This window comes from Bartonella sp. CM120XJJH (assembly GCF_042194715.1).
Lineage (GTDB): Bacteria > Pseudomonadota > Alphaproteobacteria > Rhizobiales > Rhizobiaceae > Bartonella.
Window position 1 is genome coordinate 40177 of record NZ_JBHINE010000003.1, and the last position, 21442, is coordinate 61618.

Here is a 21442-nt window from a genome sequence, read left to right on the forward strand (position 1 = left end):
TCCTATCTGCCTGAGGTAGAAGAAAATACATAAGGTTGGAATACCACTGCCAACCACGCTGAGTCAGCTGGAGATCGTTATCACTTTCTGCTATTAGACCTGCACCTATGAGCTGTTGTAGGTTATTGTATACGAAAGAAGGAAGTGCGGTCCAGTCAATTCTTTCTTTTTTGGCATAGGGCCGTTATAAGGTAGCCGCATACACAAAGCCTTGGAGGCTTGTTGCTCCGCTGATACCCAATTGTAGTATACTTTGGATTTGCCTTTAAGTTGTATGTCGGTAATGTATCCACTTCGACTGGGTTTGGCTCGTGTGACGAGTGAGCCGAGAATCGACAGTGCTGACGCCCCGAATCCAACCACATAATCGTCATGATAACCATGCAAATATTTGTGATAGCGGAAATAATTAGCTGAACTCGTTTTAGCGAGCGTTAGAGGAGTGTTATTGGCAATTTTGATATAGGAATGCTCATTACACGGCGCATAGCCGCAGCTGCGCATAACGATGTCGCTAAATAAGCGAAGCATCTGTCGATGCTATAGGCTGGATGGCTTTAGCCCTTTTTGTGCGTAAGACTTATGCAGTTGCGACGTGATAGCCAGATTGTTGATTGCATAGAGGTTGATGGTTTCAGGATGAAGTTCGCTGGCTTGCTTCAAATCGTATAATAGTTCTTCAGCTTGCTGGCTGTGCATACCATATAGTAGGTTGAAACCGACATGTCCAATTATCTCTTGTGACCAAGCCACGGTATTATTGATTTGTTCACGTGTTGAGGTGAGGTTAAACAATGATCGGAAACGCTCAATGAAACTCTGTATACCGAAGCTGATCCGGTTAACGCCGATCTCACGGGCAGCATAAAGTTTATCACGTGTGACGCTCTTCGGTTCGCTTTCCAGTGTAAACTCGGTTAAGGAAGAGAGCTCAAATTCGGCATGCAATACTTTTCCGATGTGTCGGATATTATCTGCGGACAAAAGCGACGGTGTGCCGCCCCCTATATAGATGCTGCGGATGGGCTCTCTAAGCGAGCGAATGAAATTTCCTTTGGTTCTGATCTCTGTGGTAAGCGCTGACATATAAGATTCGATTTGCTTAACGTGCTTGTAGGCCCCTTTCTGAAAGGGACAGAAGGAACAGATGGTTTCGCAAAAGGGAATATGCAAATAAAGAGAAATGGTACGCGCTTGTGGAATCTGCTTACTTTGCGCTAGTTTATTAAAGTCTAGGTAATCGTAAAATTCATTTGAAATAGTGCGAAATAACGGATATGTGAAGTTGTAAATCGGCTTAAGCTGATCGAATTTCACAAAAGGATGATCCACGAGTTGCACAGCTTACCCCCAATTTCTTAACTCGCACTATATTATTGGTGGGCGACTGGTGATCCAATCACCCGAGTGTATTACCAAAGATTTTCGCGGAACATAATGAATCCCCCTTTTGTAAAAGTTATATGTATAATACATATAACTTATTATATGAACAGGCTAACTTGTTTAAGAGGCAATATAAAGATAAAAATATAAAAGAACTTTCTCTTGCAGCCTTATGGTCTGATATTGTAATTGGTATCCTGTTTTACGTGGTCGGGCTATGAATGCCTAGAGCGAGAAAAAGCAAGGTATTTTAATGGACGTGCGGGGCATCATTGTTATGTTGTTGGGACTTGGAATTTGCGTCTGGTTATGAAATATCATTAGCGCAAAAAGATGATTTTAAAGGTAGGGATATATTTTTTAATATCCCTGTAAAACTTCGAGAAGAGATAGAATTATCTATTAGAAAACATATAAATGTCCAGTGTGATAATATTATCGAATTACATGACATCATCGCTCTTGCCCGCCATTTTGACATATTGCCTAAAATCTCATTGAGATTGTGCCATGTACTGGCAAACGGGAATAGATCGCGTTTTGGTATGACTGCGGCGGAGCTATGTGCCGCATTATCTTTGCTAGAATCCAATAGGATTAGGCTTAATGGGGTGCCTTTGCATGTGGGCTCTAATTTGAATTAGACTGAGTTAATAGTATCCACCTTAACTAAGGCTGGAAAGGATATTTACGCATTGAAGGATCAAAAAAGTTTTATCAGTCTAGGCGAGGGATATCCAATGTCCACAGCGTTCTGCGATGCCGTGACGGTCAATGACGAATACCCTCGTAAAATTTATGAGGCATTATCACAATTGGGTTGTGATTTACATAAGTTGACGGTAATTATTGAACCTAGGCGTATTATATCTGAAGATTATGGTTATTTATTTTCAAATATTAGCTCTATAAAAGATCAGAATGGTACGAACTTAATTACAATCTGGGCTCTGGGGATGTGTACCAATCTGCACAGTATCACTAGATCATAAGTCAAAGTATGTGAAAGCAACTGATACAAAAAAGATTTTATGATGGTAGAAGATCGACGATGAAGAACGTTAGTTCAAAGGAAATTGATGTTATTGTGTTCTCATATCCTGATTTTTTGGCTTTTTAGATATAAATAACACATTTCCTAGTGGGCTGGAGACTATCAAATATTGGATCACGCATGGCGCAATTAACAAAAAATCCTATCTATTGGATTTGGTATGCTCTACTGTATTTTCAGCTCTAAATATTGTGTGCGAAGTGCAATGTTAAGCGGTGGGAATTGATATAAGTGCAGAGTCTATAGATATCCGCTCAGAACAAGGTTGATAGCTCTGTTATACAGGCGATGGTTAAGTTTTATGTTGGAAATGCTGAGCGTATGTCTTAATCCTGAACATACATTTATGCATATTACGGCGGGGTGAGGGGTTGTAAGCATTAGTTGTAAAGGCATAGCTACTCACTATCCTAGGCTGTTTTCTTCTATGTGAATAACAATAGAGGTTACAAAACTTGCTTTATATTGAAAGAAAAGTTCATTTTCCTTTAGTTAAGCATTTCTACGGCCAAAAGAAAATTAAATATCTCGCCTTTATGATGCTTGCCAATGTTTTCTGATGTATGATTATTTGAATCGGAATTAGGTTGCGTTCACTATGGTGTTTCTCACTTTTTTATATAAGGAGAAGGTTCGCACCGATGTATCGCGTGCAATATCAATTTTTCACTATGTTTGATAGGATAGCTTGTTGAGCGTAAAGTTCTTTCACCTTGATGAATCTTATAGTATTCTTTAAAAATATCAGTTGATAAATTTTTTTCGTGTCGTTTATGCATGGGCTGATACAATAAGAATAGGGCTTGATTGTTTTTAAAGTTGGTATGTTATGGCTGTAAAAAATGGTGAACAAACGAAAAGTAAGAATTTTAAACCTGTCTCTCGTTTCCTCAAAAATTTACGTGGTGTAAATAATTGGGAGCAAGTTTCACAATGGCTTGCTTTCCGTAAGGTAGAGGATATTGAATGTATTACGCCTGATCAAGCGGGTGTACCGCGGGGCAAGATGATGCTTTCTAAAAAATTCACATCGGAAACATCATTGGCATTGCCTTCAGCAGTTTTTATGGCAACAATTTCAGGGGATTATCCGGAAGATGGTCATGGTTTTGAATATCCTAAAGCAGATGGTGATTTACGCCTTGAGCCTGATCTTTCTACGTTAAGCATTGTTCCATGGGAAGATGCTCCCACAGCACAGGTGATTTGTGATCTTGTGTATCAAAATGGTCAGGTTGTGGATTACACACCACGCAATGTTTTACGAACAGTGGTTCATTTTTACACAAAAATGGGTTTAAGCCCTGTTGTTGCACCAGAAATTGAGTTTTATTTGGTACAAAAAAATCCTGATCCTGATTATCCGTTAGTTCCACCGGTTGGTCGTTCTGGGCGTTCAATTGGTGGTGGACAGGGGTATTCCATTGCTGGTGTTAATGAATTTGATGATTTGATTGATGATATTTATCAATTTTCAGAGGCACAAGGATTGGAAATTGATACCCTCATTCATGAAGAAGGAGCAGGTCAGTTTGAAATTAATTTACGTCATGGTGATCCTATTGAGTTAGCGGATCAAGTTTTTATGTTTAAACGAACAATTCGTGAAGCAGCACTAAAACATAATATGTATGCAACTTTTATGGCAAAACCCATTCAAGGGCAGCCGGGTTCTGCTATGCATATTCACCAATCGGTTGTCGATAAGAAAACCAGTATGAATATTTTTACACAGGAAAATGGTGAAGAAAGTATCTGTTTTCGCCATTTTATTGGTGGATTGCAAAAACATATGCCAGGGGTACTTGTGATGCTTGCGCCTTATGTGAATTCTTATCGACGTCTTGTTCCTGATAATTCGGCTCCTGTTAATTTGCGATGGGGATATGATAATCGTACGACAGCTTTTCGTGTTCCCCGTTCTGCGCCTCAAGCGCGGCGTGTTGAGAATAGACTTCCTTCATCAGATGCGAATCCTTATTTAGCCCTTGCAGCTTCTTTAGCGTGTGGTCTTATTGGTTTGCAACAAAAGATTGAGCCGGATGAACCAGCGACAAATAATGTAAACGCTGATAACATTGAGTTACCGCGTGGACTCATTGAGGCAGTCAATTTGTTTGAACAAGATACAGCGATACGGGCTATTTTAGGGGATGTGTTTGTCAGTACTTATGCTGCAATCAAACGACAAGAGTTTGAAACTTTTATGGAAGTAATTAGTCCGTGGGAGCGTGAATATCTCCTGCTGAATGTTTAAATTTTATGACGATGATTGATTATCATTCAATTTCTCCAGGAATTTCTTGGTATGAAGATACTTTAAAAGAACGTCCCTCTTATCCTTCTTTTTGTGAAAACAGACAGTGTGATGTGGTCATTATTGGAGGCGGATTTACGGGGCTTTCGGCTGCTTACCATTTAGCCAAGGCTGGAGTAGATGTTGTTTTATTTGAAGCATCACGTTTTGGTGATGGTGCTTCAGGGCGCAATGGTGGACAGCTGGGAACAGGGCAACGGCAATGGGTAGAAACATTAGAAAAAAAGTATGGTTTTGAGCGAAGTAAGGTTCTGTTTGATTTAGCAGAAGAAGCTAAAAGAGATATTTTATCTTTAAGCGCGATGCCTAATTGTCAATGTGATTTGATAAGAGGGCAGCTTTCTGTGACACATAAAAGGCGTGAGCTTCTCTCTTATCAACGGCATATTGAGGTGATGCAGCGTTATGGCTATCACGCGCTTACTTTTATGAATCGGGCTGAAACATCTAGACGACTTGGATCGTCTTTTTATTGTGGTGGTATTTATGATGCGGATACCGGCCATATCAATCCCTTAAAATTGATTATTGGGTTGGCAAAAAAAGCTAAAGAAGCTGGAGCTAAGCTTTATGAGAAGTCACAAGTAACGACCGTAAGGCGCAAGGGAGCCTATTGGAAAGTGATAACAGAAAAAGGCAGTGTAACAGCAGAGCATATTTTACTTGCAACAAATGGGTATAAACTTGGTCTGGAGCGTTTTGTTGAAAAAAAAATTGTTTCTATTCGCTCTTATATTGGAGCAACAGACCCATTACCCAAGCATAGTTCAATTCTCGCAGGTGGTGAATCGGTTGATGATTCCCGTTTTATGGTTCGCTATTTTCGAAAAAGCATTGATAATCGTCTCTTATTTGGTGGCGTAGAAAGTTATGATAATAAACATCCTGTAAATTTAGATGAACGTATAAAACGGCAAATTGTTGAAATTTATCCTCAATTACACTCTATCAATTTAAGCCATCGTTGGGGAGCAACGGTTGCCATCACAGTTGAGCGCATGCCCTATGTTCGCCAACTTTTCTCAAGGATGACTTATTGTGGCGGTTACTCAGGGCACGGCGTTATGCTGGCTCCTTTCATGGGAAAATTATATGCAGAATGGTTGACTGGAAAATATGAACGTTTTGCCCATTTTCAGGACTTAAAGATTTCATCTTTTCCGGGGGGAAGAGTTTTGCGTTATCCGCTTATATTTTTAGCAATGCGGTGGTTTTCTTTAATGGATCGTTTTTAATAGAAACATTACTTGAAATGAAGAAAATTAATGGCTTATTTAGGTTCTGTTTGCTTTAATGATGAAAGCTTTTATAAGTGATATGGGATTTCATAATCGGATGGAAAAATAAACAAGTTCATGGCGCGTAAAATTATTCCAGTTTCTTCCTTTGATTGTATTGTTTTTGGTGGCAATGGTGATCTGGCGTTGCGCAAGCTTTTACCGGCTTTGTATCATTGTCAGTGTGCTGGGCAATTCAGTGAGCCAACACGTATTATTGGGGTTTCGCGCACTTTCTTAAGTCATGAAGAATATCAAAATTTTGTTCGCATTTCTTTAGAAAAACATATTCATCCAAAAGATCTGAATTCAACAGAACTCAATCATTTTCTTGCACGTTTAACTTACGTTTCTGTTGATGTTTCCTCAAATCGAGGGTGGGAGGATTTAGCCCTTCTTCTGTTACAAGATTCAGCAGATATTCGAGCTTTTTATTTGGCTGTTGGTTCGTCACTTTTTGCTGACATTGTGATGAAGTTGGGAAAAAATGATTTGGTGACACCACAAACACGGATTATCATTGAAAAACCAATTGGTTGCGATGTAAAAACAGCTGTTTCACTCAATGATGTATTTGCAAGCGCCTTTAATGAAGAGCAGATCTTTCGTATTGATCATTATCTTGGGAAGGAAACTGTTCAAAATTTAATGGCATTGCGGTTTGTTAATACACTTTATGAACCGCTATGGAACTCCAATTATATTGATCATGTTCAAATAACCGTTGCTGAATCTTTAGGATTAGAGGGACGTACAGAATATTATGAAAGCACTGGTGCTCTACGCGATATGGTTCAAAACCATATGCTACAATTACTTTGTTTGGTTGCGATGGAAATACCATTTACCAACAGTGCTAATGCTGTGCGCGATGAAAAACTTAAAATTTTACATTCTTTAACACCGCTTGATGTCCATAATGTAGGGCAGCATACTGTACGTGGGCAGTATCTTTCTGGTCTATCAAATGGTATATCTGTAGAGTCTTATTTCGATGATCTGGGAAGAGTGAGTAAGAGTGAAACATTTGTAGCGCTTAAGGTTAAAATTGATAACTGGCGTTGGGCTAATACGCCTTTTTATTTACGAACAGGTAAGCGCATGTTTACGCGAATGTCTGAAATTGTTGTGGTTTTTAAACCTATCCCTCATAATATTTTTAATGTGGATTTAGATGAAATTGTTTCTAATCGGCTTGTGATTCGTCTCCAACCTGATGAAGGTGTAAAACAATGGTTGATGATTAAGGATCCAAGTTATGGCGGTATGCGGTTTCGTCACATTCCATTAGACATGAGTTTTGCTTCCGCATTTTCTGAACGTAATCCTGATGCTTATGAACGTTTATTAATGGATGTTATTCGTGGAGATCAAACACTGTTTATGCGTCGTGATGAAGTTGAGGCTGCTTGGCGTTGGATTGATCCAATCATTGAGGGATGGGAAGCAATAAAACAGCCTGTTCACAGTTATAACGCTGGTTCATGGGGGCCATCTGCTTCGACGATTCTCATGGAACGTGATGGGCGTATATGGAACAATTTAGTTTAGAGCAATAAGTATGTATAGAATGAATATTGACCGTTTAGATTTTGAAACCCCTCAGACTTTAGCCTTGGCACTAGCAGATCGAGTAGCCGCAGAGCTTAGTGTATCTGTTCTTGAGCGCAAGAGAGCAGTTTTAGCGGTGTCTGGTGGTAAAACACCAGAATTGTTTTTTCATTATTTGTCAAAAGCGGATATTGATTGGCAAAATATTATTATCACTTTGGTTGATGAACGTTTTGTCCCTACACACGATGAACGTTCAAATGAACATATGGTACGGTGTCACTTGTTACAAAATTTTGCCGAAAAAGCGCGTTTTGTAGGACTTTATCATAAAGCAATTACTGCTGAACTTGCTGCTTTTTCAGCGGCGAGTCGTGTTAATACTTTGCCTAAACCCTTTGATGTTGTTGTTTTAGGAATGGGGGTTGATGGACATACGGCTTCTTTTTTTCCTGATGCTGATCGTTTAAAGCAAGCGCTTGATCTGCGAACACAAGCACTTGTTTTACCCCTTCATGCTAAGAGTGCTGTTGAGCCAAGACTCTCACTAACTTTGCCAGTTATTATGCAATCTCGTTGTATTATCCTCCATTTTGAAGGTTTTCAGAAACGCGACTGTTTTGAAGAAGCTTGTCAAGATGGATCTGAAATAGAAATGCCTATTCGGGCAATTTTGCGTAATTCCCCTCATCTTGTGCAAGTTTATTGGTCGCCTGCAGAAAATGAAATAGGTGAATCAGAATATGCGACACTGAATAAAAACGTAATCTCTCTCAATGAATGAGGGGAAGAAACAATGAAAGGGGGAGAGAAATATGGCACTTTCCAAGACAATTGCCGCAGTTACACGAAGGATTTATGAACGTTCTCGATCAACACGGGAAATTTACTTAGATCGTATTGCGAAAGCACAAGTTCATCGCCCCAAAAGGAGTTTTTTAGGATGTGCCAATCAAGCTCATGGCTTTGCTGCTTGTGGTGCAATAGATAAAGAGCGTTTGAAGGGAAATATCGTTGGGAATATTGGCATTATCACGGCATATAACGATATACTTTCAGCGCATCAACCTTTTGAAAAATTTCCTCACTTAATTAAAGAGTCGGCCCGTATGGTTGGTGGTGTTGCACAGGTTGCAGGTGGTGTTCCCGCGATGTGCGATGGTGTTACGCAGGGAAATGCGGGGATGGAGCTTTCCCTTTTTTCGCGTGAAGTAATTGCAATGGCGACAGCTATAAGCTTATCACACGATGTCTTTGATGCAGCATTGTATCTTGGGGTGTGTGATAAAATTGTACCAGGTTTATTGATTGGTGCGCTAACATTTGGTCATTTACCAGGAATTTTTATAGCAGCTGGTCCCATGACAAGTGGACAAGGTAATGATGAAAAAGCGAAGATACGTCAACTTTACGCGGAAAATAAAATAGACCGTCAAACACTTCTAGCATCAGAAGCACGTTCTTATCATGGACCAGGAACATGTACATTTTATGGAACCGCTAACTCTAATCAGGTGATACTGGAGATGATGGGGCTTCATATGCCGGGAGCTTCTTTTGTTAATGCGAATACACCGTTGCGTGATGCTTTAACAAAAGAAGCCACGAAACGTGTACTTGAAATGACAGATCTTGGTGATCATTATAGTCCACTTGGTCTGATCATTGATGAGCGTTCTTTTGTAAATGCCATTGTAGGATTAAATGCAACAGGAGGTTCTACTAATCATACGATTCATTTGATTGCTATGGCTGCTGTTTGCGGTATTAAATTGACATGGCATGATATTGCAGAAATTTCATGCCATGTGCCTCTTTTAGCACGCATTTATCCTAACGGTTTAGCGGATATCAATCATTTTTATGCTGCTGGAGGGATGGGATTTATTATTCGCGAGCTTATCGAGGCAGGTTTAGTACATGAAGATGTTTCTACGGTTTTTGGTAAAGATCTCAATGCTTATGCAATTGAAGCAAAGCTTTCTGCTGATGGTCATGTGGTGCGTGAAGCGGCTCTCAAGGAAAGTGGTGATCATAAGGTATTAGCAGGGTGGAGAAAGCCATTTCAGCCTGAGGGTGGTCTTCGTGTTTTATCGGGAGATTTGGGAACAGCTATTATAAAAGTTTCCTCTGTTAAACCAGAGTATTGGCAGATTAAAGCACCAGTCTTTGTTTTTAATGATCAAGAGGAACTACAAAAATCTTTTAAATCTGGAGTATTGCATGATAAAGACTTTATCGCTGTCATTCGCTATCAAGGACCAAAAGCCAATGGTATGCCAGAGCTTCATAAATTAACGACCATTTTAGGCGTTTTACAAGATCGCGGTCAAAAGGTAGCATTGATAACCGATGGGCGTATGTCTGGGGCGTCAGGAAAAATTCCTGCTGCCATCCATGTGACACCAGAAGCAGTGGATAATGGTCCCATTGCACGTTTACAGGATGGTGATATTGTTTTTCTTGATGCTCTTGAGGGTAAATTAACTCTTTTGGAGGATTTAGCAAAATTTAACGCGCGAAAAATCATACCTCCTGATCTTTCAAAAAACGAACATGGTGTTGGACGCGAACTTTTTCATGTTTTTCGTCAATCCGTTAATCGTGCAGACCAAGGGGCATCTGTTTTTATAGCATGAAAAATGCAAAAATAAACAAGCTGAATCATGTACAATAAAACTATATACAAGGAATTGTTACAATTCTTAGAATTTTGGTATAGGCAGATTGTGTGATCGCGCGGCGGCTTTGAGTGTATTAACCATAAGCATGGCAATTGTCATTGGTCCAACGCCTCCTGGAACAGGGGTGATCGCAGCAGCTTTTTCTTTTACATTTTCAAAATCGACATCACCAACAAGACGTGTTTTTCCTATACCTTTTTCTGGTGCAGCAACGCGGTTAATACCGACATCAATAACAATTGCACCATTTTTTATCCAGTCTTTTTTAATCATTTGTGGGCGGCCTACAGCTGCTACTAGAATATCAGCGCTTCGACACACATCATCAAGATCACGGGTACGACTATGGGCAACGGTCACAGTGGCATTGGCTGCTGTTAAAAGGGAAGCCATAGGTTTTCCAACAATATTAGAGCGTCCAACAACGACAGCATCAAGTCCAGATAAATCTTGCCCACAGTGTTGTTCAATCATCATCATGGCACCAGCTGGTGTGCAGGGAATAATCGCATCTTCAAGTGCATTTGCCGCGAGTTTTCCTACATTAATATAATGAAAACCATCAACATCTTTTTGGAAAGCAACGGCTTGTGTTATGCGATTTGTATTCATATGAGCAGGGAGAGGCAGCTGTACCAAAATACCATGAATTTTGGGATCAGAATTTAATGTTGCAATAAGTTGAAGGAGTTCTTTTTCTTGCGTTTCTTTGGAAACAACATGTTTGATTGAAAGAAACCCACATTCTTCGGCTTTTTTATTTTTTGAGGCGACATATACTTGACTTGCTGGATCATCTCCAACGATAATAACAGCGATACTAGGTTGTATATTATAGTGATGGCGGAGCTTTGCTGTTTCGGCCTTAACTTTCACAATAATCTCTTCAGCAAGTTTTTTTCCGTCGATAATATTATTCATTCAGAGATCCTTTCGGTAAGGCTGTTTGTTTTTTTTGTAAAGCATTTTCTAATAATACGATAGAGTTTTATAACAATATTCATATGAGAACAGTAAGAATGGTTTGATAATGTTGTGGATTTATAGTTTTGAAGACTTTTAAATAATTGCTTTATAAAGAAGCAGCAACATTGCTGTTTGAATAAATTTTGGATAAAGAACAAAAATAATGAAGATACAAAGTGGATATAGTGAATTATAGGGTTATAAAAACTTTTTATGATCATTTAAGTTTATTTTTAATCTGTTATATGGGGATAAGTATAGAGGGATATTGTGCGCATCAGAATAATAAAATTTTTGAGCGGAGTTTTTATTACAATTATCTTTTTATTTGGAGTGGGGATTCTCGTTTTACCTTATCTTATTTCTACAGATGCGATTCGTATTCGTTTAGCGCAGGATTTAAGTGCATGGACGGGTTACAATGTGCAATTGCGTGATCCACCGCGGTTACATCTTTTTCCTTATCCTAAAGCATTTCTTTCTGGCGTTACTTTAACATCAAAAATGGATGATGTTGCGCCATTAATGGAAGCTGAATCAATAGAAGTTGATCTTTCTGTCGTCGATCTTCTTTGGGGACATATTTCTTTTTCAGAGACGCGGATTATGCGTCCTCAATTTGTTATGGAAAAGCCTGTTAAAACAATAGCAGATTTTTTTGATCGGTTTTCTCGCTCACAAGGTGCATTAGGGTTGGCAATACGCAATACGCGTGAAATATTAAAACATAATCCTGAACACCCAGAGATAGAGCATCTTTTCAAACAACCTTTTGGGCGGATTGTCATTAAAAATGGTGTTCTTGTGTATCACGATAGTTTTTCAGGAGTGGCAGAAAAAATAACTGGATTAAATGCGACTTTAGATTGGCCGGTATCGACTGAGGAAGTACGGTTACGTGCAGATGCGCGTTGGCGCGGAGAATTTACAAAGTTATCAATTGATGCTTCTCAAGCATTGTTGCTTCTTGCAGGAGGCAAAAGTCATATTAGGGCAAGTCTCAATTCTGTACGTGGGGGAATAACTTTTACAGGGAAGGCTCGGTTATCTGAATATTATATTTTTGACGGAAAAGTATCGATGCGTTCTCCTGGATGGAATCAGACATTGTCTTGGGTTGGTGGAAATCAGTTTTGGGGACATAAATTAAAAATACCCATTGTATGGGAATCTCATTTTTTAGCGCAGCCAATGCATATCCAAATGAACAATGTTACATTTACGATGGGGAAAGCCAACGCGCGAGGAGCTTTAAAACTCGATTTTCAAGATTATGTACCAAATGTCATGGGCTCTTTAGCCTTTGATAACCTAGACTTTAACCTCTTGGGTTCGATGTTTTTTTCAGATAAAAAGAAAAATGCCTTCTTTGATATGACAATTTTTGATCGTATTGGCGTGGATATACGACTTTCTGCGCCACAAGCCAAAATAAGAAATATTTCACTCACAAATTTAGCTGCTGCAATACAAATAAGAAATGGGCATGGTATTTTTGATCTTGGACATGCGAATATTTTTGGTGGATCCGTGCAAAGTAATATTGAGTTTACGTCAGCTGGACAGAAAGTGCGTATTGGAGGAAATATTTCAGGTGCTTCTATTGATATGCGGGAGACTTTCGAAACCTTGGGATTTATTCCATTTATACAAAGCAAAACGAATTTTACTGCAACGGTACAAACACTTGCTGATTCTTGGCGAGAAATTTTTACGAAAATGCAGGGTGAATTAACACTGAAGATGTCTTCTGGTCGGCTCTTAGGGTATGATTTGAATGAATTACAAACAAGACTTTTAAATAAACAACAATTTCTTTTGATGAAGAATGATACTTTTTCAACAACATTTGATCACTGGGATATTCAGACAAGCTTTTCAGAAGGTATGATGAAAGTGACAGAGTCATTAATGCGTACAGCAGACTTAAGCTTATCTATTCAAGGAACCGCTGCAACTGCTATTGCGCAAGAGAAGCAGAATGAATTGATATTACAGGCACAACTACGCAAAAACTATAGATCAGAAACTTTATGTAAAGATGTCCAATGTCTTGCTAATAGCCTTGCATGGCCTTTTACATTTTCTCTAAGCTCTAAAGGACAGAATCATGGTAATTTTTGGGTCACAAAAGACATTGATGCAGATTGAGTATTGTTTTTCATCTATATAATATTCTATCCTATAATAGTAATTCGTATTTTTACAACTTAAAATTGTCTTTTAAATTTAAATCAGAGTTCTCATTATCGGAAGATTCTCTCATTTTAAATCCGTTTGTGATGAAGCAGTAAAAACCGTCCTCTCCGTTATAAGTGTGGTTGGTATAGATAAATGACTGAAGAGAGGAATAAAAATCCCTCTTATGGAATCTTTCAAATACAAGAGATTCATAATATTGATGCAAATCTTATAAAAGTTGCTAAAAAACATTAAAATTTTAATGGAGATGTCGGTTAGTGCTTATTGAATCCCAGAAGAAATACCATAGCCATCTTTGGTAATTGTATGCTTCCCGTCTGCTCCAACAGAACCAATTCCCACTGTAATCAAAATAAAGGCTAAGAGGGTTGTAATCGTAATAATTGTAGCTTTTTTAGCAGACATATTTTTCCTCCACGGATGCATCAATGACTGAATGCAAAGATGAATGGTGCATTATTTAAACTTTTATGAAAGTAGAATCACTTAAGGATCTATAAGTTCCTATTATTATCTCATAAAGCTAAAAAAACTCTATAATTCTTTAATATATTATAGTTCTATAGATATAATTTTTTCTTTTTGCTATATATTTTTCATTTTCTCGATGACGATAGCGAGCATTGGCAAAATTTTTATGCGTATAAATTATAAACTTAAAAGATTATTTATCCGACAGACATTGGCTTTGAATGAAGAAATAAAGATAGAGGGGGCACACGCTTCTTATCTTGTGCATGTTTTGCGTATGAAAGAAGGAGCAGAAATTTTACTTTTTAATGGACAGGATGGTGAGTGGCTTGCTAAACTTATTGTTGTTAAAAAAAAATTTGTTGTGGTTCAGCTTATCCATCAAGAAAGATTACAAACGAAGCATTCCAATCTTATTTATTGCTTTGCTCCACTCAAAAACGCGCGGTTGGATTATATGGTGCAGAAAGCTGTTGAAATGGGGGTATCGATTTTGCAGCCTGTTATAACGCATCATACGCAGGTTACGCGTATCAATATGGCGCGTATGGAAGCCAATGTTATTGAAGCTTCTGAGCAGTGTGGCATTTTATCCCTGCCTGAATGCGTGTCTGCTCTATCATTAGCAGAGCTTTTGGCATGTTGGGATGAGACGCAGCCTTTATTCTTTTGTGATGAAGCGCACGAATTGCATAATCCATTACCTTCTTTTAAAAAGCGTGACGTTACAACACCTGGTATTCTTATTGGACCGGAAGGTGGCTTTAGTGAAGAAGAGCGGAGCTTTTTAAAAAAACATCCTTTTGTGGTTCCAATATCATTAGGTCCGCGTATTTTACGCGCTGACACTGCCGCTGTTGCTGCTTTGGCTCTGCTTAATGCTACTGTGGGGGATTGGGTAATGGATTGAGAAATCTGTAAAATCATTCTAAACAATTCATTTAAGATGATGATACCAATGATAGGATACGATAAGTTATGGCGCTTGATATAACTGATGAAAGTGAAATTTATAACTTAGATTCCTTGGTTAGCTATTTCCAAGAGGGGTATAAAGTAGAAGATGATTGGCGTATTGGTACAGAACATGAAAAATTTCCGTTTTATAGAGATGGTTTTCACCCTGTTCCTTATGAAGGAGAGAGGGGAATTCGAGCGCTTTTAGAGAGGATGCAAAGCGCCTTAGGATGGAAACCTATTTTAGATGAAGAGAATATTATTGGGCTCGTAGGATCAGTTGATCAGGGAGCCATTTCTTTGGAACCTGGGGGACAATTTGAACTATCTGGTGCACCATTAAAATCAGTAGGCCATACATATTACGAGTTGATGGAGCATTTAACTCTTCTCAAAAAAATTGCAGAACCATTGGGTATTGGTTTCTTAGGTATTGGAGCTAGTCCAAAGTGGACTTTAGCTGAAACGCCGCGAATGCCTAAATCACGTTATCAGATTATGACTGATTATATGCCTAAAGTGGGGCATAATGGTCTTAATATGATGTATCGCACATCAACAGTTCAGGTTAATCTTGATTTTTCATCTGAAAGTGATATGCGGCGAAAAATGCAAGTATCCATGAAATTACAGTCCATTGCAACAGCATTATTTGCAAGTTCACCTTTTACAGAAGGGCGCCCAAATGGCTTTTTGTCGTGGCGTTCTGAAATTTGGCGTAATACGGATAATCAGAGGACAGGCGTTCTTCCCTTTATATTTTCTGAGCGTTTTGGTTTTGCTGATTATGTTGAATGGGCCCTTGATGTTCCAATGTATTTTGTTGTTCGTGATGGTCGTTATTATAATTGTACACATATAACGTTTCGTCAGTTTATGAATGGGGCATTAAAAGGACAAGTTGCAAATTCAATTCCAAACATGGGAGATTGGATTAATCACTTATCAACGTTATTTCCTGAAGTCCGCTTAAAAAGATTTTTAGAAATGAGAGGAGCTGATTGCGGTTCTTGGAAGCGCATTTGTGCGTTGTCGGCTTTTTGGGTTGGGCTTCTTTATGATAGGGAAGCACTTAATGAGGCAGAGGCTTTGACAAAAGATTGGTGTTTTGAAGAAGTTTTAGAGTTGCGCCAACGCGTTCCTAAAGAAGGGTTAAGAACTCCTTTTCGTCAAACTATTCTTTTAGAGTTAGCGCGACAAGCTCTTGCTATTGCACGCAAAGGCTTAAAAAATCGCAAACAGTATGATACGAATGGTTTTGATGAAACAAATTTTCTTAATCCTTTAGAAGAGGTTGTTGCAATCGAACAAACAGATGCTGAAAAATTTTTGTCTCATTACTATTCTATTTGGAATGAGTCTGTAGAACCTTTATTTTTAGAATGTGCCTATTAAATTTGAAGAAAAGATACTTCCTGCTTTTTAAAAATGCATATCACCGTGGTGGCTCATTTACTCATTTGCTCTAGGGAGCATATCTTACCTTGCTTTTAACATTTTTCATAAAAGATACAATACAAAAATCACAATATCAATACGATCAGTAAGCTAAAAAGACAGTAGAAAAAATACCCACAGATCTATGTATGTATAAATCAAATTTATTTTTATATAAAAAAGAAATATTTTATGTAAATAGATAGAAATAGAGATTACAATGTATAGAATTAATGTGTTAATTACATCATTAAATATTAATAAATAAAAAAGATTTTATTGAGAGCAAAGAAAGAATGTATAAAAGGTATTTTCAATAAAATAATTATATTTGAAGTGCTGATCAAAGCTGTTGAGAGTGTAGTCCATAAAATTAGCAAAATTAGCTTGTTGGTGTATTTTCTAGAAAAATCACGAATGTTCGGTTGTTAATTCATCCTTGCTTGGAAAGCTCGCTTCAGTTCAAATAGCAAAAGAGAGTGGTACGGACATTTATAGGGTAAGATATGCTGGAATTACTCAGTATTAAGATGCTATGAATATTGTTTATATTTCTCTTTTTCAACTATTTTATGAGAGTGAAAATTTAAAGAATAGGACGATAATTTTATTTATTTTCTTTAAACAATTATTAGTAGATAAAAAATTCTCTTTTAAGCTATAAATTAAAAAAATAATGATTTTGTAAAAGCCTTGTAAGCTTTATGTTAATTTTAAATATCATGCATTGATTTTGAATTATGCAGATTATTGACATCAATCATAAAAATAGTAAGTGAGCATAGACAATGACATTTAATTTTTTCGTCAATTTATTTCTATTTGTTATTTTTTTATTGTTGGTTTCTCAAAGTAAGAAAATGCAATGGAGTCTTTCACTACGTGTTATGCTATGGCTTATCCTTGGCTTGATTTTTGGAAGTGTTTTGCAGTTTGTTTATGGAGAGGGTGAAAGCACTTTATTGAAATCCGTTGAATGGTTTAACATTGTTGGTGAGGGCTATATTTTACTGTTGCAAATGATTGTTATGCCACTGGTTTTTATCTCTATTGTTTCAGCAGTTGCTCATTTACATTCTGTTTATGCTGTTGGAAAGATGAGTATAATAACAATTTCAATATTGCTTTTTACAACGGCTCTTTCAGCATTGGTTGGTGTGCTTGTGGTTAATTTTTTTGGATTAACAACTGATGGTTTGGTGCACGAAGGGCAAAATGTTTCTGCTCTTCTTGAAGGTCATATTTCTAAACTTGGAGATATGAATATACCAAAGATGATTTTGTCTATGATTCCTAAAAATCCATTTGCTGAGTTGAGTGGAGCTAAACGGACATCAATTATCAGTGTTGTTATTTTTGCGTCATTTTTAGGTGCATCGGTTCTCCTTTTAAAGAAAGATGAGCCAGAAAAAGGAGAAAAAGCGCTTTTATTTATTCAAGTGGCACAAGCTTGGATTATGCGGTTAGTCCGTATTGTGATTGCTTTGACACCTTATGGTATTTTTGCACTTATGACGAAAGTAGGAGCAATATCGCGTATTGCAGATATTTTAAATTTACTGGTTTTTATCATTGCTTCTTATGTCGGTATTATTTTAATTTTTGGAATTCATGGTGTATTGCTTGGTATTTCTGGGGTTAATCCCTTTCGTTTTTTCAAAAAGGTTTTACCGGTTTTAACATTTGCTTTTAGCAGTCGTTCAAGTGCTGCAAGTATTCCTTTGAATATTGAAGCGCAAACACAGTGGATAGGTGTACCACAATCCATTGCGAGTTTTGCAGCTTCTTTTGGGGCAACAATTGGACAAAATGGTTGTGCTGGTCTTTATCCAGCGATGCTTGCGACCATGATTGCACCATCTATGGGTATTAATCCTCTTGATCCTACTTGGATTGCTACGCTTGTTGGTGTTGTAACGTTGAGTTCTATAGGTGTTGCTGGTGTGGGGGGAGGTGCTATTTTCGCTGCATTGATTGTGTTACCAATTATGGGGCTTCCTGTTACTTTGGTTGCTGTACTTATCTCTATTGAACCGCTAATTGATATGGGACGTACTGCTTTAAACGTGAGCGATTCAATGATAGCTGGAACGGTCACCAGTCAAATATTACGGACAACAGATAAAAGTATTTTTAAAAAATAATTTTAGGTTATATTTTTTGGGGGCTTTAAAACATCTGTAAGAGATATGTGTGCTGAACCAGGTTGTAGGGGTTTTTGTTGATTGGGATGAGGAGCCCAACCAGAGAGCCAGATGAAAGAAAAATGTGCACGAATACGTCCATCAGGATCACTAAATCGTTGTGCATAGATTTCAGCTGCGCGGAGAAAAAAACGTTTGGATACAGGGCGTCGTGAACGATTGATGAGTGCATTTTGCATTCCCATAGCTCTAAGATCGTGCATAAGGTCAAACATTGTATTATAACGTATTGTGATATCTTCAACGTCTGCTACAGGCAGAGCAAAGCCAACACGCTGTAAAAGAGCGCCTGCATCACGAATGTCGGCAAAAGGATAGATTCTAGGGCTTGCTCCACCATAAATTTCACTTTCAGCTTGTAGCAGGCTTTCGCGCAATTCTCTTAATGTACCAGCTCCTGCCATAACAGCAAGAAATAAGCCATCTGGTTTAAGGGTGTTTTTTATCTGGCTTAGAACACCAGGGGTATCATTGGTCAATTGTAATGAAAGAAGCGAAACAATAAGGTCACAGTAACTTTGAGGTAAATCAAGAAACTCTCGATGACGTAAATGGAATTTTTTATCATGGCTTTGATAAAGCGTATCGGTCTCAATGCGTTCTATGGAACAAACTTTTCCAGATTTCATTAAAGTTTGTGCAGCAAGGTCTGTATGGCTGTGTAAATCGAGAGCTAATGTAAAGATGCGATCAACAGTGTTAAGACGTTTATAGAGGTCTTCCGCCATGTGAGAGAGTAAAAAGTCATATCCTTTTTTTGCTTTTTGAAAGGCACGTTTGCGGAATTGTTCAATGTGGTTATGATCAAAAATTAAAGGATGCGACATATTATGGAACACTTTCGATCTATGAAAGAATATATTTTGGAAAGGTTCATTATTTGTACAAGTTCTGTCAAGTTTATAATATGAAAGAAAATAAATTTATAGAAGGTAAGGGTTTTTAAAGGAATTAAAATTATAAATTAAGGAAATACAAAGGAACTTTTGTTCTGAGGGAAACTTGTAAAAGCCTAAATTTATAATGTTATATTTTCGAGAAGCGGCGTTAAATAGTGGGGATATACTAAGTAAGTTCGTTGAACGCTTGAAAACGATGCTTTATCCACCAATTTGTCCTGGATGTAAGCAAAATGTTTCTACTTATGGTACGATTTGCTCCGAATGTTGGAAAGACCTTCAATTTATCACAAAACCTTATTGTCCTGTTATGGGGACTCCTTTTGTTTGTGATATGGGGGATGGTTTTCTTAGTGGTGAAGCACTTCGTAATTCCCATCCTTTTTCACGTGTTCGCTCAGTCATTGTTCATAAAGGGCTTGCACGAACTTTAGTAACGCGCTTAAAATATGGTGACCATATAGAATTGGCATCATTTATGGCCAATTGGATGATGTTTTCTGGACGCGAGCTTATTGATGATTGTGATGTTGTTATTCCCATTCCATTGCATTTTCGTCGTTTTTGGGAGAGGCGTTATAATCAATCTGCTGAGCTTGCACGTTATATTGCAGCATCACAAAAAAAGCTTTTAAAACCAAGTTGGCTTGTTCGTTGTCGGCATACCCGTCCACAGGTTAGTCTTTCTTCAAGAGAGAGAAAACTTAACGTAAAAAATGCTTTTAAGGTTTCGCATAAGGTTAAAAAATATCTCAAAGGATGTTCTGTTTTGCTGATTGATGATGTATTTACAACGGGTGCAACAGTTACAGCAGCAGCTGCTGCATTAAAAGATGCAGGTGCACGGCAGGTTGATGTGCTAACATTTTCGCGTGTTCTCAAAGAGGATTCTATTTTTCCCTCCTCGTAAGAGGGATTTAAAGTGAACATTATTAAAAATATTAGAGGATAATACTATGAAAGAGATAATAATTTATACACGCCCTAACTGTCCTTATTGTACAAAAGCACGTGATTTGCTTAATAAAAAAGGCGTAAAGTATACAGATATTGATGCTTCCACATCCCTTCGCCAAGAAATGGTACAGCGTGCAAATGGACGTAATACATTTCCACAAATTTTTATAGGTGATTATCACGTTGGCGGTTGTGATGATCTTTATGCTTTAGAGGCTGAGGGAAAGCTCAATTCTTTATTACAAGGCATATAATATTTATAAATTACATATCCTTAAGACCGTTTTGCGAGAAGGAGATAGTTAACGCCCATGTCTTTTGAGCGATTCCAGCTGTCGTTTAAAGGGTTATAAGTAATACCTATCTCATCAATGATAGTCAGAGCGTTTTTTGATAAGAAATTTTTAAGTTCTAGAGGTTTTAGGAATTTTTTATAATCATGGGTTCCTTTAGGAAGCCAACGTAGAATATATTCAGCGCCTACAATAGCAAGCCCCCATGCTTTCCATGTGCGGTTGAGTGTTGAGACAAACATCAACCCTTGTGGTTTCAGCATTTTTGCTGTAGCTGCTATGAAGAGATTAACGTCAGCGACATGTTCAACAACTTCCATATTAAGGATGATATCAAATTTTTCTCCTTCATTGGCAAGTACTTCTGCTGTCGTCGTGCGGTAGTCAATGGAAAGGTCATTTTGAGCTGCATGGGTTTTTGCGACTTCAATATTTGTTTGTGCAGCATCAACGCCTACGACCATAGCGCCAAGACGTGCCATTGGTTCAGATAACAAGCCTCCTCCACAGCCAATATCAAGAATTTTCAAATTGTCAAAGGGCGTAAGCGAAGAAGGATCACGATTAAACTCTAAACAGACTTTTTCTCTGATGTAAGCAAGGCGCGTTGGGTTAAATTGGTGAAGAGGTCGAAATTTTCCTTGTGGATTCCACCATTCTGTAGCAATACGTGAAAAATGATCAATTTCACTTTGATCAATAGTTGTTTGTGTTTCATCGATCATGTTGCCGTCCTTTTATTTTAAATGATCAGGTCAAGTAGATTTTATACAAAGTCAAGAGAAAT

The 21442-nt window shown here is 37.9% G+C and carries 17 protein-coding genes; 12 read left to right on the forward strand and 5 right to left on the reverse strand.

The window, feature by feature from the left end:
- Positions 1-540: 540 nt before the first annotated feature.
- Complete coding sequence (locus tag ACFIKU_RS02045) at positions 541-1341, reverse strand: radical SAM protein (RefSeq protein ID WP_375656532.1); 801 nt, start codon at positions 1339-1341, stop codon at positions 541-543.
- Positions 1342-1676: 335 nt separating this feature from the next.
- On the opposite strand from ACFIKU_RS02045, the gene ACFIKU_RS02050 reads away from it, so the two are divergent.
- The 6 genes from ACFIKU_RS02050 (at position 1677) to edd (ending at position 10224) form a co-directional block, all read left to right on the forward strand.
- On the forward strand, positions 1677-2030 hold the full coding sequence (locus ACFIKU_RS02050) for a hypothetical protein (protein ID WP_375656533.1): 354 nt from the start codon (positions 1677-1679) through the stop codon (positions 2028-2030).
- A 1239-nt stretch (positions 2031-3269) separates the two neighbouring features.
- Positions 3270-4697 (forward strand): glutamine synthetase family protein, encoded by a 1428-nt coding sequence (locus ACFIKU_RS02055; RefSeq protein WP_375656534.1) that lies wholly within the window; start codon positions 3270-3272, stop codon positions 4695-4697.
- A gap of 11 nt (positions 4698-4708) precedes the next feature.
- Positions 4709-5992: an NAD(P)/FAD-dependent oxidoreductase gene (locus ACFIKU_RS02060; protein ID WP_375656595.1), complete on the forward strand. Its 1284-nt coding sequence runs from the start codon at positions 4709-4711 to the stop codon at positions 5990-5992.
- A 120-nt stretch (positions 5993-6112) separates the two neighbouring features.
- Positions 6113-7585, forward strand: coding sequence for a glucose-6-phosphate dehydrogenase (gene zwf, locus ACFIKU_RS02065; protein WP_375656535.1), 1473 nt, complete (start codon positions 6113-6115; stop codon positions 7583-7585).
- Positions 7586-7595: 10 nt separating this feature from the next.
- Complete coding sequence (gene pgl / locus ACFIKU_RS02070) at positions 7596-8369, forward strand: 6-phosphogluconolactonase (RefSeq protein ID WP_375641922.1); 774 nt, start codon at positions 7596-7598, stop codon at positions 8367-8369.
- A gap of 31 nt (positions 8370-8400) precedes the next feature.
- Complete coding sequence (gene edd, locus ACFIKU_RS02075) at positions 8401-10224, forward strand: phosphogluconate dehydratase (protein ID WP_375656536.1); 1824 nt, start codon at positions 8401-8403, stop codon at positions 10222-10224.
- A 66-nt stretch (positions 10225-10290) separates the two neighbouring features.
- Here the strand turns inward: edd and folD are convergent, their stop codons facing one another.
- The gene (gene folD / locus ACFIKU_RS02080) at positions 10291-11190 is read right to left on the reverse strand and encodes a bifunctional methylenetetrahydrofolate dehydrogenase/methenyltetrahydrofolate cyclohydrolase FolD (protein WP_375641924.1); all 900 of its coding nucleotides are present in this window, start codon (positions 11188-11190) and stop codon (positions 10291-10293) included.
- Positions 11191-11505: 315 nt separating this feature from the next.
- Between folD and ACFIKU_RS02085 the strand changes: the two genes are divergently transcribed.
- Positions 11506-13386 carry an AsmA family protein gene (locus ACFIKU_RS02085; RefSeq protein ID WP_375656537.1) on the forward strand — a complete coding sequence of 627 codons (1881 nt, stop codon included), beginning with the start codon at positions 11506-11508 and terminating at the stop codon, positions 13384-13386.
- A 312-nt stretch (positions 13387-13698) separates the two neighbouring features.
- Here the strand turns inward: ACFIKU_RS02085 and ACFIKU_RS02090 are convergent, their stop codons facing one another.
- Complete coding sequence (locus ACFIKU_RS02090) at positions 13699-13842, reverse strand: hypothetical protein (RefSeq protein ID WP_012754785.1); 144 nt, start codon at positions 13840-13842, stop codon at positions 13699-13701.
- Between the two features lie 232 nt (positions 13843-14074).
- On the opposite strand from ACFIKU_RS02090, the gene ACFIKU_RS02095 reads away from it, so the two are divergent.
- The 3 genes from ACFIKU_RS02095 to ACFIKU_RS02105 all read left to right on the forward strand — a co-directional run bounded on the left by ACFIKU_RS02095 (position 14075) and on the right by ACFIKU_RS02105 (position 18446).
- On the forward strand, positions 14075-14818 hold the full coding sequence (locus tag ACFIKU_RS02095; protein WP_375641926.1) for a 16S rRNA (uracil(1498)-N(3))-methyltransferase: 744 nt from the start codon (positions 14075-14077) through the stop codon (positions 14816-14818).
- Positions 14819-14886: 68 nt separating this feature from the next.
- Complete coding sequence (locus ACFIKU_RS02100; protein ID WP_375641927.1) at positions 14887-16260, forward strand: glutamate--cysteine ligase; 1374 nt, start codon at positions 14887-14889, stop codon at positions 16258-16260.
- An 830-nt stretch (positions 16261-17090) separates the two neighbouring features.
- Positions 17091-18446: an L-cystine transporter gene (locus ACFIKU_RS02105; protein WP_375641928.1), complete on the forward strand. Its 1356-nt coding sequence runs from the start codon at positions 17091-17093 to the stop codon at positions 18444-18446.
- A 2-nt stretch (positions 18447-18448) separates the two neighbouring features.
- Here ACFIKU_RS02105 and ACFIKU_RS02110 read toward each other — a convergent pair whose 3' ends face one another.
- Entirely contained in the window at positions 18449-19333 is an 885-nt protein-coding gene (locus tag ACFIKU_RS02110) for a methyltransferase (RefSeq protein ID WP_375656538.1), read from the reverse strand.
- A gap of 196 nt (positions 19334-19529) precedes the next feature.
- Between ACFIKU_RS02110 and ACFIKU_RS02115 the strand changes: the two genes are divergently transcribed.
- Positions 19530-20315, forward strand: a complete 786-nt coding sequence (locus ACFIKU_RS02115; RefSeq protein WP_375656539.1) for a ComF family protein — start codon at positions 19530-19532, stop codon at positions 20313-20315.
- A 46-nt stretch (positions 20316-20361) separates the two neighbouring features.
- Complete coding sequence (gene grxC, locus ACFIKU_RS02120) at positions 20362-20616, forward strand: glutaredoxin 3 (RefSeq protein ID WP_375631011.1); 255 nt, start codon at positions 20362-20364, stop codon at positions 20614-20616.
- A gap of 20 nt (positions 20617-20636) precedes the next feature.
- Here the strand turns inward: grxC and ubiG are convergent, their stop codons facing one another.
- On the reverse strand, positions 20637-21380 hold the full coding sequence (ubiG, locus tag ACFIKU_RS02125) for a bifunctional 2-polyprenyl-6-hydroxyphenol methylase/3-demethylubiquinol 3-O-methyltransferase UbiG (RefSeq protein WP_375656540.1): 744 nt from the start codon (positions 21378-21380) through the stop codon (positions 20637-20639).
- Between the last annotated feature and the right edge of the window lie 62 nt (positions 21381-21442).

Bases quoted from the DNA above. Each gene is read 5' to 3' on its own strand.
- edd (WP_375656536.1), top strand. From the start codon at position 8,401: ATGGCACTTTCCAAGACAATTGCCGCAGTTACACGAAGGATTTATGAA.
- ACFIKU_RS02055 (WP_375656534.1), top strand. From the start codon at position 3,270: ATGGCTGTAAAAAATGGTGAACAAACGAAAAGTAAGAATTTTAAACCT.
- zwf (WP_375656535.1), top strand. From the start codon at position 6,113: ATGGCGCGTAAAATTATTCCAGTTTCTTCCTTTGATTGTATTGTTTTT.
- ACFIKU_RS02090 (WP_012754785.1), bottom strand. From the start codon at position 13,842: ATGTCTGCTAAAAAAGCTACAATTATTACGATTACAACCCTCTTAGCC.
- ACFIKU_RS02110 (WP_375656538.1), bottom strand. From the start codon at position 19,333: ATGTCGCATCCTTTAATTTTTGATCATAACCACATTGAACAATTCCGC.
- ACFIKU_RS02100 (WP_375641927.1), top strand. From the start codon at position 14,887: ATGGCGCTTGATATAACTGATGAAAGTGAAATTTATAACTTAGATTCC.
- ACFIKU_RS02060 (WP_375656595.1), top strand. From the start codon at position 4,709: ATGATTGATTATCATTCAATTTCTCCAGGAATTTCTTGGTATGAAGAT.
- grxC (WP_375631011.1), top strand. From the start codon at position 20,362: ATGAAAGAGATAATAATTTATACACGCCCTAACTGTCCTTATTGTACA.
- pgl (WP_375641922.1), top strand. From the start codon at position 7,596: ATGTATAGAATGAATATTGACCGTTTAGATTTTGAAACCCCTCAGACT.
- ubiG (WP_375656540.1), bottom strand. From the start codon at position 21,380: ATGATCGATGAAACACAAACAACTATTGATCAAAGTGAAATTGATCAT.
- ACFIKU_RS02105 (WP_375641928.1), top strand. From the start codon at position 17,091: ATGACATTTAATTTTTTCGTCAATTTATTTCTATTTGTTATTTTTTTA.
- folD (WP_375641924.1), bottom strand. From the start codon at position 11,190: ATGAATAATATTATCGACGGAAAAAAACTTGCTGAAGAGATTATTGTG.
- ACFIKU_RS02115 (WP_375656539.1), top strand. From the start codon at position 19,530: ATGTTATATTTTCGAGAAGCGGCGTTAAATAGTGGGGATATACTAAGT.
- ACFIKU_RS02095 (WP_375641926.1), top strand. From the start codon at position 14,075: ATGCGTATAAATTATAAACTTAAAAGATTATTTATCCGACAGACATTG.